At 64.8% G+C, this 13,106-nt stretch carries 7 protein-coding genes; all 7 read left to right on the top strand.

Features of this window, described 5'->3' with window-relative positions; genetic code table 11:
• Positions 1–61: 61 nt before the first annotated feature.
• The 7 genes from HYH08_RS27300 to HYH08_RS27270 all read left to right on the top strand — a co-directional run bounded on the left by HYH08_RS27300 (position 62) and on the right by HYH08_RS27270 (position 13,070).
• Positions 62–1,375 carry an NAD(P)/FAD-dependent oxidoreductase gene (locus tag HYH08_RS27300; protein WP_220012921.1) on the top strand — a complete coding sequence of 438 codons (1,314 nt, stop codon included), beginning with the start codon at positions 62–64 and terminating at the stop codon, positions 1,373–1,375.
• 5 nt (positions 1,376–1,380) lie between these two features.
• Positions 1,381–2,169, top strand: coding sequence for a DUF1365 domain-containing protein (locus HYH08_RS27295; protein ID WP_220012920.1), 789 nt, complete (start codon positions 1,381–1,383; stop codon positions 2,167–2,169).
• A gap of 3 nt (positions 2,170–2,172) precedes the next feature.
• Positions 2,173–3,390: an SAM-dependent methyltransferase gene (locus HYH08_RS27290; protein WP_220012919.1), complete on the top strand. Its 1,218-nt coding sequence runs from the start codon at positions 2,173–2,175 to the stop codon at positions 3,388–3,390.
• A 514-nt stretch (positions 3,391–3,904) separates the two neighbouring features.
• Positions 3,905–5,389, top strand: coding sequence for an efflux transporter outer membrane subunit (locus HYH08_RS27285; RefSeq protein WP_220012918.1), 1,485 nt, complete (start codon positions 3,905–3,907; stop codon positions 5,387–5,389).
• Complete coding sequence (locus HYH08_RS27280) at positions 5,379–6,776, top strand: efflux RND transporter periplasmic adaptor subunit (RefSeq protein ID WP_220012917.1); 1,398 nt, start codon at positions 5,379–5,381, stop codon at positions 6,774–6,776. The genes HYH08_RS27285 and HYH08_RS27280 overlap by 11 nt, the downstream gene beginning before the upstream one ends.
• Positions 6,777–6,813: 37 nt before the next feature.
• Positions 6,814–9,963: an efflux RND transporter permease subunit gene (locus HYH08_RS27275; protein WP_220012916.1), complete on the top strand. Its 3,150-nt coding sequence runs from the start codon at positions 6,814–6,816 to the stop codon at positions 9,961–9,963.
• The gene (locus HYH08_RS27270) at positions 9,963–13,070 is read left to right on the top strand and encodes an efflux RND transporter permease subunit (protein ID WP_220012915.1); all 3,108 of its coding nucleotides are present in this window, start codon (positions 9,963–9,965) and stop codon (positions 13,068–13,070) included. Before HYH08_RS27275 ends, HYH08_RS27270 begins: the two co-directional genes overlap by 1 nt.
• The last annotated feature ends 36 nt before the right edge of the window (positions 13,071–13,106 follow it).

The raw sequence follows: 13,106 nt of genomic DNA, 5'->3' as shown, positions 1-13,106 counted from the left end.
CGTTTCGCCAAACGTTTCCTGATAGTTGCTTGAAGAGCCGTAGCTGACGGGGGCTATAAGGATGCGTTTGGCCGTGATCGGAACGGGAATTGCCGGCAATGCGGCCGCGTGGCTCCTGTCGAAACGTTACGCAGTCACCGTTTACGAGCGTGAGTTGCAGCCGGGCGGGCATAGTCATACCGTCCACATCGACTATGACGGCGAGCCCATTGACGTCGATGTCGGCTTCATCGTTTTCAACGAGACCAACTATCCGCAATTGACCTCGCTGTTCGCGCATCTGGGCGTGAAGACCGTTGAGACGTGCATGAGCTTCGCCATGTCGGGCGATCATGGTCGATTTGAATGGCGCGGCGGCGGCGAGACCGCGCTTCAAACGGTCTCTGGACTCTTCGCACAACCACGCAACCTCATGTCCCCTTCATACTTTCGCATGCTGGCCGAGGTCATGCGATTCAACAGGCAGAGCGTCGCCGATCTGCGCGCCGGCCGGCTGCACAGCCTGACGCTCGGCGAGTATTTGCGCCGGCAATCCTTCGGGCCACGCCTGTTCTCCGACTATCTCGGCCCGATGGGCGCGGCGATCTGGTCGTCCTCAGCGGACGACATCCTGTCCTTTCCGGCAGAAAACTTCGTCGCGTTCTTCGACAATCACCGGCTCTTGAATCTCGATCGGCCGCGCTGGCGTACCGTGGAGGGCGGCAGCCGGCGCTATGTCGACAAGCTGACTGCTTCATTCAAACGCAACATGCGGTTAGGCTGCGCGGTCACATCGATCGACCGGGGAGGGCATGGCGTGACCGTTCGCGACAGTCACGGCGGCGTGGAAAGTTACGATGCCGTTGTCATGGCTTGTCATAGCGATCAGGCTCTGGCCACGCTGTCGGATGCCGATGCGCCTGAGCGTTCCATTCTCGGAGCAATCAGATACGCCCCGAACACCATTTACCTGCATCGTGACCCCAGTCTGATGCCCCGGCGGCGTCAGGCATGGGCTTCCTGGAACTTCCTGCGCTGGCCGCGGCAAACGCCGGCCCAGAACGACGTTGCAGTTACCTATTGGATGAACCGGCTGCAGGCCATCGACGAGCGCAAACCCTTGTTCGTCAGCCTCAACCCGCCCTTCGAACCGGCGGCACACCTGACGTTTGGAAAATTCACCTTCGCCCATCCCCAATATGACCTGGCTGCGTTCGCGGCGCAGCGGCGGCTCCCAGCGATCCAAGGGCGCCGCCGCACCTGGTTCTGCGGCGCCTGGACAGGCTACGGTTTTCACGAGGACGGTCTGCAAGCCGGTATCTCCGTTGCCGAGGCGCTTGGCAGCGAGGTTCCCTGGCGCCGGTCGGATTCGTTGCTGGCCGAGGCGGCCGAGTAACGCCGATGCTCCGAACGAAGCCGATCAGGGCCAACGACACGACAGCACCCGCCGCGCTCTATTGGGGCAAAGTGATGCACGCGCGATGGCGCCCCGTGCACCACAGATTCACCTACCGCGTGATGAGCCTGCTGATCGACCTCGACCGGCTGAAGCAGGCGGATCGCCAGTCGTGGCTGTTCGGCATCAATCGGGCGGCGCCCTTCAGCTTCCACGAGCGCGATCACGGGGACGCTAAGATCGCGGGCCTCAGCCAGTACGCCCGGCGCCTCGCAGCGGAACGCGGCATCGACCTTTCCATGGGCCGCGTCCTCCTGCTCTGCTATCCCAGGGTCCTTGGCTACGTATTCAATCCACTCTCGATATATTTTTGCTACGGCGCGTCGGGCAATCTTTCACTGCTGATCTATGAAGTCCGCAACACCTTCGGCGAGATGCATTCCTATATTCTGCCCGTGCAAGAGGACCGTGCAAGCTCGACGATCCGCCAAAGCCATGCAAAGGCGTTCTATGTCTCGCCCTTCATGGAAATGGAAACGAGTTACCGCTTCAGCGTTTGTCCACCGCAACAGGATGTGAGCGTGCGTATCCTGCAGAGCAGCGCACAGGGCGCGATGTTTGCCGCAGCATTTTGCGGGCGACGCCGTGCTCTGACGAACCGCTCCTTGTTGGTGGCGCTCTTTGGTCTGCCTTTTCTGACCTTGAAGGTAGTCGCAGCCATTCACTGGGAAGCGATGCGGCTCTGGCTGAAAGGTGTTCCTTACGTGCCTCGTTTCAAACAACGCGAGATCTGAACAATGGACCTGGCAGCGACCCATCACGCCGTTCAATTTGATGGCGTCCCCTTCTTCGCCCGGCTCGTGTTGCGCCTTGCGTCACAACTTCGATGCGGCATCCTTCATGTGCGCCTTCCCGATCAGAGGATGGTCACGTTGCGAGGGCAGCTTTCAGGTCCGTCGGCCACGATTGAGCTGAGGAATTACAAGTTCGCGCGGAGTCTCGTCATCGGCGGCGATATCGGCATGGCCGAGGCCTATTTTCGAGGCGACTGGACCACGCCAGATCTCGCCCAGCTTCTGTACGTATTCTGTCTCAACGAGGACCTGGTCGGCAGCGCCTTTGCCGGAAACATGCTGGTCCGCCTCTGCCGGCGGGCACTTCATCACCTGCGTCGCAACACCAGGCAGGGATCGAAGCGAAACATCCATAAGCACTACGATCTCGGAAACGAGTTCTTCGCTGCGTGGCTCGATCCCAGCATGACGTATTCATCGGCTCTTTTCTCGGCCGAGACGACGGACCTCGCCGCCGCGCAACGAAATAAATACGAGCAACTGGCGAAGGACATCGATTTGCAGCCCGGCCAAAGCCTGCTCGAGATCGGATGCGGTTGGGGAGGATTCGCCGAATTCGCCGCGAAGACGCGTGATGTCCGCATCCTGGCACTGACCATCAGCAAGGAGCAGCACGACTTCGCCCGCCGACGGATCCACGAAGCCGGGCTTGCCGAAAAAGTCGAGATCCGGCTAAAGGATTATCGGGACCAAACGGGCCAATTCGATCGCATTGCCTCCATTGAAATGTTCGAAGCCGTCGGCGAGCAGTTCTGGCCCACATACTTCGATCAGCTGCGTCAAAGGCTTAAGCCGGGCGGGCTGGCGGGTATCCAGACGATCACCGTCCAGGACGACCTCTTCGACAGCTACCGGCGTCGGGTAGACTTCATACAGCGGTACATCTTCCCAGGGGGCATGCTGCCTTCTGCTGCTGTCTTGCGCTCGTTGGGGGAACGCTTCGAAATCCCCATAAGGCATGAGCGCGTCTTTGGACAGGATTACGCGAAGACGATTGCAATCTGGCGAGCAAATTTCGGCCAGGCTTGGGCCGATCTGATCGCCCTTGGGTTCGACGACCAATTCCGACGACTATGGGAATACTATTTGTCCTACTGTGAGGCGGGCTTCACGGCCGGAAAGATCGACGTCCGCCAATTGGTCTTTGCGCGCCAAGGTTAGACGCTCGCAGGAGCGTTGATCTGCGCAGAGGCTGACGCGCGGCTGCATTGCCGGCAATGCCAGCCCCGATGATCGCTATCTGCCCCCGGACGTGTCAAATTCGGAACCCTCCTCGCAGCGGTGGTGGCCGGTGCAACTCTCCCTGCGAACCTTCGGCCGGAGCCGTGCGCCGTTTAAGGCCCGCGAGGCCGACCGGCGATGGCTCCGGCATCGGTGTGGCGCTAATATCACATGAAATCTTGGTAAGCTTGCGCGTGCTTCCGGACGTTTCGCCGATGCGAAAAGCCACTGCAAGACAGGGATATCTTGCATTTTTGCGACATCGACATCACGACGCTCGGCTGTGCGCTTCGCACCTGCGGGACTGTCCCCTTGTTCCGCGCCCGGCTAGTATGAGGCTCAAGGTTCCGCAGAAAGCATCACCTGTGAACGAGTTGCCGAACGCCCCCCGACTGTCCGCCCGCGAATCGGCTAATCCGGCTGCGCGGTGGCGGCTCGATCTGCCCGGCGGGGGGTGGATGTGACACAGCAAGTTCCGGTGATCGCCATGCGGCGGTCTCTTGGTGTTTCGTTCCGGACGCGCCGGGCGGCGCGCTGGTTCGCGGTGCTGTGCCTCGCCACGGGTTCGGGCGCCTGCGTGCTGACGCAGGATCTTCCGGATCCCGCGCTCGACGTTCCCACGACCTATAAATATGCCGGTAAAGGCGATGCGCCGCCGTCGCTGGATTGGTGGCGCGGCTTCCGCTCGGCGGAGCTGACGCAGCTGATGGAGGAGGCGCAGACCGTCAACCTCGACATCGCCGCCGCGGTCTCGCGCATCGTCCAGGCCGACGCGCAGGCGCGGCAGGCTGGCGCTGCGCTGCTGCCGAGCCTGTCCGGCACGGGGCAGGAGACCTATTCGCGCACATCCGGCTCGTCAGCCTCGGGCCTCACCAATGGCGGACGTGAGGTCGTCAATTACCAGGCCTCGCTCAGCGCCAGCTACCAGCTCGATTTCTGGGGCCAGAACCGCGATGCGCTGCAGACGGCGGAAGAGACGGCGAATGCCAACCGTTTCGATCGCGATACCGTCGCTTTGACGACGCTCGCCGGCGTCGCCAACGCCTATTTCCAGGTCCTGGCCTCGCAGGATCGCATCCGGACCTCGCAGCGTAACATTGCGAGCGCGCAGCGCATCCTCGATGCGGTCCGGGAACGCCGCAAGGCCGGCACCGGTACCGATCTCGACGTCGCCCAGCAGGAGAGCGTGCTCGCCAACCAGAAGGCGCTGGTGCCGCCGCTGCGCCAGACGCTCGACCAGAACCGGAACGCGCTCGCCGTGCTGGTGTCGCGACCGCCGGAGAGCGTGCGCCTCGCCGGCGGCTCGCTGAACAACATCGCGATCCCGCGCGTCACGCCCGGCCTGCCGTCGGAGCTGTTGACACAGCGGCCGGACATCCGCCGACAGGAAGCGCAGCTCGCTTCCGCCACCGCGAACGTCGGCAATGCCCGCGCGCAGTTCTTTCCGACCATCCAGCTCACCGGCAATGGCGGCTACCAGAGCTCGGCGCTGGTGTCGCTGTTCCAGCCGCATGCGGCGTTCTTCCAGCTCGTCGGCAGCGCGACGCAGCCGATCTTCGACGGCGGCAAGATTCTGGGCAATTTCGAATTTGCCAAGGCGCGGCAGGACGAACTGCTCCAGACCTATCGCAAGACCATCGTTCAGGCCTTCACCGACGTCGACAACGCGCTGTTCTCGATCAAGCAGACCACGATCAAGCTGCAATTGCAGCGCGATGTCCTCAACGCCTCGCGGCGCGCCTTCGACCTGTCCGAGCAGCAATTGCGGGCCGGCACCGCCGACATCGTGACCGTGCTCAACACCCAGCTCACCCTGTTCACGGCGGAAGACGCGCTGTCGCAGGCGCAACTCGCAAGGCTTCTCGCGATCGTCAGCCTGTATCAGGCGCTCGGCGGCGGCTGGGAGCCGCGGATGGAGAAACCGGTCAATGCTCTTTAAGCCGGATGACAAGCAAGGTGCGAAGGAGGGCACGGTGAAGCGATCGCGCGGCCGCGGCTTCGTCATGACCCTGATCACGCTCGCGATCCTCGGCGGCCTGTTCTATGTCGGCTGGATCGTCATGCACCAGCAGCCGCAGGCCAACAACCGCAACCAGCGGCCGGACCTGCCGGTGCCTGTGCTGGCGGCGACCCCGCGTATCCAGGACGTGCCGGTCTATCTCGACGGCGTCGGCGCCATCCGCGCGCTCAACACCGTGACCGTGCGCTCGCAGGTCGACGGCAAGCTGATCGCGGTCAACTTCACCGAGGGACAGGACGTCAAGAAGGGCGACGTGCTCGGCGAGATCGATCCGGCGCTCTATCAGGCGACCTATGACCAGGCGGTCGCCAAGAAGGCGCAGGACCAGGCACAGCTCGCCAACCAGCGCATCGACCTCACGCGCTACGAGCAGCTTGCGGCCTCCAACGCGGGCTCCAAGCAGCAGGCCGACACCCAGCGTGCGCTGGTCGCGCAGACCGAGGCGCTGGTGAAGGCCGATCAGGCCGCGATCGACAATGCGGCGGCAACGCTGAGCTACACCAAGATCGTGGCACCGATTTCGGGCCGCGCCGGTCTGCGCCAGGTCGACCAGGGCAACATCATCCACGCAGCCGATACGACGGGCCTCGTGGTGATCACGCAATTGCAGCCGATCGCGGTGTGGTTCAGCCTGCCGCAGCAGCAGATCATGCGCGTCAACGCCGCCGCGGCGAAGGGGCCGCTCGCGGTCGACGTGTTCGGCAATGACGGCGTCACCGTGATTGACACCGGCAAGCTCACCGGCATCGACAACCAGGTCGATCAGACCACCGGCACGCTCAAGCTCAAGGCGGAATTCCCGAACGCCCATTACCAGCTCTGGCCCGGCCAGTTCGTCAATGTCCGCCTCAAGGTCGAGACCTTGACGCAGGCGCTGGTGGTGCCGACCTCGGCGGTGCAGCGCGGCCCGATCGGCACCTTCAGCTATGTCATCGGCGCGGACAATGTCGTCGCGGCCAAGCCGGTGACGGTGACGCAGCAGAACGAGCATGATGCCGTGATCGCCAGTGGCCTGTCGGCGAACGACCGGGTCGTGACGACGGGCTTTGCCAATCTGTCCGACGGCTCCAAGGTGATCATCGGCCGTGACGACCAGACCCCGTCAGCCGATCTCGCCCCGCGCAAGCGCACGCGCGCGCCGGATGGCCAGAAGAAGGACGGGCCGGCCAAGGACGGTCAAGGCAAGGACGGCGAGTTCCGCGCCAAGCGGAGCAGCAGCGAGGGCGACCAGAAGGGCCAGACGGGGCCGGCGCCCGCTCCGGGGACTGGGGCTGAGCAACCGGGATCTGGAGCCAAGCAGCCATGATCCCGACAACAGCCGCTTAACGCGGCAGGCAGATCCCATGGGTGTCTCCGAACCCTTCATCCGCCGGCCGATCGCGACCTCGCTGCTCGGCGTCGCCCTGCTGATCGGCGGGCTGCTCGGCTATTTCGCGCTGCCGGTCTCCGCGCTGCCGCAGGTCGATTTCCCGACCGTGCAGGTGACGACGCAGCTGCCGGGTGCGAGCCCCGACGTAATTGCCTCGCTGATCACCGCGCCGCTGGAGCGGCAGCTCGGCCAGATCCCGTCGCTGTCGGCGATGAACTCGACGAGCTCGTTCGGCGTCAGCCAGATCTCGCTCCAGTTCGATCTCAACCGCGATATCGACGGCGCGACACAGGACGTGCAGGCCGCGATCAATGCTGCCGCCGGCGTGCTGCCGAAGACGCTGCCTTACCCGCCAACCTACGCCAAGGTGAACCCGGCCGATGCGCCGGTCATGACGCTGGCGCTGCGCTCCGACACGATTTCGCTGCGCGCGATGAGCGACATCGCCGATACGCTGCTGGCGCAACGTCTGAGCCAAATCTCCGGCGTCGGACGGGTCTCGGTGCTCGGCGGGCTGAAACCGGCCGTGCGCATCCAGGCGGATCTCGCGCGCCTTGCCTCCTACGGCATTGCCATGGAAGATCTGCGCACCGCGATCTCCAATGCCAACGTCTCGGGTCCGAAGGGCTCGCTCGACGGCGCGCAGCAATCCTACATCATCGCCGCCAACGACCAGATCGCCGCCGCCGATGCCTACAGACCCGTCATCATCGCCTACCGTAACGGCTCGCCGGTCACGATTGGCGACGTCGCGCAGATCGTCGACGGCCTCGAGAACGATCGCACCGGCGGCTGGTACCAGGGCACGCCCGCCGTCATCATCGACATCCAGCGCCAGCCCGGCGCCAACGTGATCGACGTCGTCAGCCAGATCCGCGCCGAAATTCCAAAAGTCCAGCGCGCCATTCCGGCCGGCGTCAACCTCACCATCGTCTCCGACCGCACCGTCACCATCCGCGCCTCGGTCCGCGACGTGCAGTTCACGCTGATCCTCAGCGTCGTGCTGGTGACGCTGGTGGTGCTGCTGTTCCTGCGCTCGTTGCGGGCGACGCTGATCGCGGGCGTGGCGCTGCCGCTGTCGCTGATCACCAGCTTCGGCATCATGTATTTCGCCGGCTTCAGCCTCGACAATCTGTCGCTGATGGCGCTCACCATCGGCACTGGTTTTGTCGTCGACGACGCCATCGTCATGATCGAGAACATCGTCCGCCACATGGAGAATGGCGACGGGCCGATGGAGGCCTCGCTGAAGGGCGCCAGCGAAATCGGCTTCACCGTGATCTCGCTGACGGTATCTCTGATCGCGGTCTTCATCCCGCTACTGTTCATGTCGGGCCTCGTCGGCCGCATGTTCCGCGAATTCGCGCTGACGCTGACGATCGCAGTCGTGACCTCGGCGGTGGTCTCGCTGACGCTGACGCCGATGATGTGCTCGCGGTTGCTCAAGCATGCGCATGAGGAACTGGCGGTGCCGGGCCTTGCTGCGATCAGCCGCTTCATCGACCGCACGGTCGAGTTTTACCACCGCACGCTGCTGGTGGTTTTGCAGCACCAGCGCCTCACGCTGGTCGTGACCTTCGCCACGCTGGCCGCAACACTGGTGCTCTATGTGGTCGCGCCAAAAGGCTTCTTGCCGCTCCAGGACACCGCCTCGATCACGGCGGTGACGGAGGCGGGGCCTGACGTCTCGTTCGCAGAGATGCAGAAGCGGCAGGCCGAGGCGGCCGACGCCATCAAGGCCGATCCAGATGTGGTCGGCGTCGTCTCGGTGATCGGCGCGGGCTCGGTCAACCCCACCACCAATGTCGGCCGTCTGGTGATGACCTTGAGGCCGCGTGGCGAGCGCCGAGACGATGTCGCGGTCGTCGTGACCCGGCTCAAGGACAAGGTCGCGGGCATTCCCGGCATGACCGTTTATTTCCAGCCGGTGCAAGACGTGCAGATCTCGACGCAGTCGAGCCGCTCGCAATACCAGTACACGCTGACAGGCACGGACGCGGTGCTGGTGTCGGAATGGGCACGCAAGCTGGTCGCGGAGATGCGGCGCGATCCCCTGTTCCGCGACGTCTCCTCGGAGGCGCAGGAGGGCGGCCTGCGGGCGCAGCTCGACGTCGACCGGACCCGGGCCGGCCAGCTCGGCGTCAGCCTGCAGGGCATCACCGATACGCTGAACGATGCGTTCGCGCAGCGCCAGGTCTCGACCATCTACGGCCAGGCCAACCAGTATCGCGTGGTGCTGGAGGCGCTGCCGATGTACCAGCGCGACCCCTCGGTGCTGTCAAAACTCTATCTGCCGGGCGCCGCGAGTGCGACCGCGGGTGCGCCGAATGCGCAGGTGCCGCTTTCGGCCGTGGCGACCTTGAAACGCACCACCGCGCCGCTCGCGATCTCGCACCAGGCCCAGTTCCCGGCGATCTCGCTCAGCTTCAACCTTGCGCCGGGCGCAGCGCTCGGCGACGCCGTGGAGGCCGTGAAGACGATCGAGACCCGGATCGGCATGCCCAACAGCATCGTCGGCGTCTATGCCGGCGATGCCGCCGAATTCGCCAAGGCGCTGGCGGGGCAGCCCTGGCTGCTGCTTGCCGCGGTGATCACGATCTACATCGTGCTGGGCGTGCTCTATGAGAGCTACATCCACCCGATCACCATCCTCTCGACGCTGCCCTCGGCCGGTGTCGGCGCCATCCTGGCGCTGCTGCTGTGCGGGCAGGATCTCTCGGTGATCGGCCTGATCGGCATCATCCTCTTGATGGGCATCGTCAAGAAGAACGCGATCATGATGATCGACTTCGCGCTCGAGGCCGAGCGCGGGCAGGGCATGCCGCCGGACGAAGCGATCGTGCAAGCGTGCCTCTTGCGCTTCCGACCGATCATGATGACGACGCTGGCCGCGCTGTTCGGCGCGCTGCCGCTGGCGATCGAGAGCGGCACCGGCGCCGAGCTGCGCTTTCCGCTTGGCATCTCCATCATCGGCGGCCTGCTGCTGAGCCAGCTCCTGACGCTCTACACCACGCCGGTGATCTACCTCGCGCTCGACCGCATCAACCGCCGGCTCGAGCAGGCGCTGCCGCCGGCTGCATCAGGCGGCCCGCCGGTCGCCGGGGCAACCGAGGGGATGCAGTGATGGCATCGATCTCGGAGCCGTTCATCCGCCGTCCGGTCGCGACCACGCTGCTCTCGATCGGGCTGTTCCTGCTGGGTGTCGTCGCCTACGAGTTCCTGCCCGTCGCCTCGGTCCCGAACGTCGATTTTCCCGCCATCTTCGTCTCGGCCAGCCGCCCGGGCGCCGATCCGTCCGTCATGGCGGCGACGGTCGCCTCGCCACTGGAGCGGCGGCTCGGCGAGATCTCGGGCATCAACCAGATCACCTCGACGAGCTCGCTCGGCGTCTCCAACATTCAGCTCCAGTTCGACATCGGCCGCAATATCGACAAGGCCGCGCGCGACGTGCAGGCGGCGATCAATGCCGCGCTGGTGGACCTGCCGAGCGACCTGCCGACGCTGCCGCGCTTCCGCAAGGCCAACACCGCCGGCGCGCCCGTCTTCGTGCTGGCGCTGACCTCGAAGACACTGTCGGCCAGCGCGATCTACGATGTCGCCGATACCGTCCTCGCGCAGCGCATCTCGCAAGTTCCCGGTGTCGGCGACGTCACCGTGAGCGGCGCCGACCAGCCGGCGGTGCGGGTGCAGCTCAATCCCGTGGCGCTCTCCAATGCCGGCATCGCCACCGACGACGTCCGCACCGCGATCATCAATGCCAACCCGCTCGGCCCGGTCGGCATCTTCAACGGCGAGCGCCAGAGCGAGACGCTGGCGCTGAACAAGCAGATGCGCACGGCGAAGGAGTTCCGCGACATCATCGTCAAGAGCGCGAACGGCAATTTCGTCCGGCTCTCCGACGTCGCCGATATCGAAGACTCCGTCCGCAACGCCCGCTCCATCGCCTGGTTCAACAAGCAGCCGGCCGTGCTGATCCAGATCACCAAGCAGGGCGATGCCAACGTCATCGATACCGTCGACCGGGTCAAGGCGCTGATCCCCGAGCTGAAGCAATGGATTCCCGCCGGCGTCGAGATCTCCACGCTGGTCGATCGCACCTCGACGATCCGCGCCAGCGTGCTGGACATGCAATGGACCTTGCTCGCGACCGCCGTCCTGGTGATGGTCGTGGTGTTCGTGTTCCTGCGCCGGGTCACGCCGACGATCGCGGCCGGCATCTCGGTGCCGCTGGCGCTGGCCGGCACCTGCGCCGGGATGTGGGTGGCCGGCTTCTCGATCGACAATCTGTCGCTGATGGCGCTCGCGATCTCGGTCGGCTTCGTGGTCGACGATGCCATCGTCATGATCGAGAACATGTTCCGCAATCTCGAGCACGGCATGCGGCCGATGCAGGCGGCGCTCGAAGGAGCCCGGCAGATCGGCTTCACGGTCGTCTCGATCAGCCTGTCGCTGATCGCGGCGTTCACGCCGCTGATCTTCATGGACGGCATCGTCGGCCGTCTCTTGCGCGAATTCTCGCTGACGCTGACCTTCGCGATCCTGGTTTCGACGCTGGTGTCGCTCACGGTGACGCCGATGATCTGCGCCCATTACATCAAGCAGACCACGTCCGGCTCGGCGACGCTGTTCGACCGCCTGATCGAGGGCTCTCTGTCGCGCATCGTCAGCTTCTATGCCCGCTCCTTGCGCAACGTGCTGGAATATCCGCTGCTGACGCTGCTGGTGTTCTTCGCCACCATTGCGCTAACGGTGACGCTCTACATCAAGGTCCCCAAGGGCTATTTCCCGACCGACGATTCCGGCTTCGTCATCGGCGCGACGCGCGCCTCGGCCGACATCTCGTTCCAGTCGATGCTGGGCCTGCAGCAGCGGCTCGCCGACATCGTTATGCAGGATCCGGCCGTGGCCGGCATCGGTTCGACGGTCGGCAGCGGAGGCGGGGGGCCGGGGGCCGCGACCTCGAACCGCGGCACCATGTTCATCAGCCTGAAGCCGCCGGAGGAACGCGACCACGTCTCGACGCAGGTGGTGATCGACCGTCTGCGCCGTGCGCTGTTCCCGGTGCCCGGCATCCGCCTCTTCATGTTCGCGGCCCAGGACGTGCGCGCCGGCGGACGGCAGAGCGATTCCGACTACCAGTACACACTGTCCTCGACCGATCTCGATTTGTTGCAGAAATGGGCCCCGATCGTCGCCAAGCGCATGGAGAGCGTCGAGGGCATCACCGACATTTCGAGCGACCGCGACCCCGGCGGGCTCCAGCTGACCTTGTCGATCGACCGCCAGAAGGCCTCGGCGCTCGGCGTGCGCGTCCAGGACATCGACAACGCGCTGAACAATGCCTTCTCGCAGCGCCAGATCTCGATCATCTACACCCAGCGCAACCAATACATGACCGTGCTCGAGATCGACCCGAAATTCCAGGTCGATCCCTCCAACCTCGACCGCATCTATGTCGCAGGCTCCGGCGATGCGCAGGTGCCGCTGTCGGCGGTGGTACGGGTGACGCGCGGGCTCGCCGCGCTCGCGGTCTATCATTCGCAGTCGTTCCCCTCGACCACGGTGTCGTTCAACCTGCTCCCCGATGTGCAGCTCCAGACCGCGACCCAGAACATCCAGCGCGCCGTCGAGGAGCTGCATATGCCCGAGGGCATCCGCGGCAGCTTCGACGGCAATGCCGGCGATTTCGCCAGGACCAGCGGCCGCCAGCCGCTGTTGATCCTCGGCGCGCTGGTCGCAATGTATATCGTGCTCGGGGTGCTCTACGAGAGTCTCGCTCATCCGCTCACGATCATCTCGACGCTGCCGTCCGCCGGCCTCGGTGCGCTGCTGGCCTTGCAGATCACCAACACGCCGCTGACCGTGATCGCCTTCGTCGGCATCATCCTCTTGATCGGCATCGTCAAGAAGAACGGCATCATGATGGTCGACTTCGCGCTCGATGCCGAGCGCCAGCGCGGCCTGTCCTCCGCGGAGGCGATCTTCGAGGCCTGCCAGGCGCGCTTCCGTCCCATCCTGATGACGACCATGGCGGCGCTGTTCGCCGGCATTCCGCTGGTGATCGCAACCGGGCCCGGCACCGAGCTGCGGCGTCCGCTCGGCATCACCATCATCGGCGGCCTGTTCGTCTCGCAGATCCTGACGCTCTACACGACGCCCGTGATCTACCTGCTGATCGACCGCCTGCGCCGGCGTTCGCAGCCGCGCCCGCTGGCCGCGCCGGCGGAATAGGTTGTTGAAGGCCGGCGCAAAGCGTATAGCGGCGGC

The sequence above is a fragment of the Bradyrhizobium sp. BR 10289 genome (assembly GCF_019455385.1).
In the GTDB taxonomy this organism is placed as follows: domain Bacteria; phylum Pseudomonadota; class Alphaproteobacteria; order Rhizobiales; family Xanthobacteraceae; genus Bradyrhizobium.
Note: the sequence above shows the minus strand (reverse complement) of the source record. Positions and strands in the feature narration are given on the sequence as shown.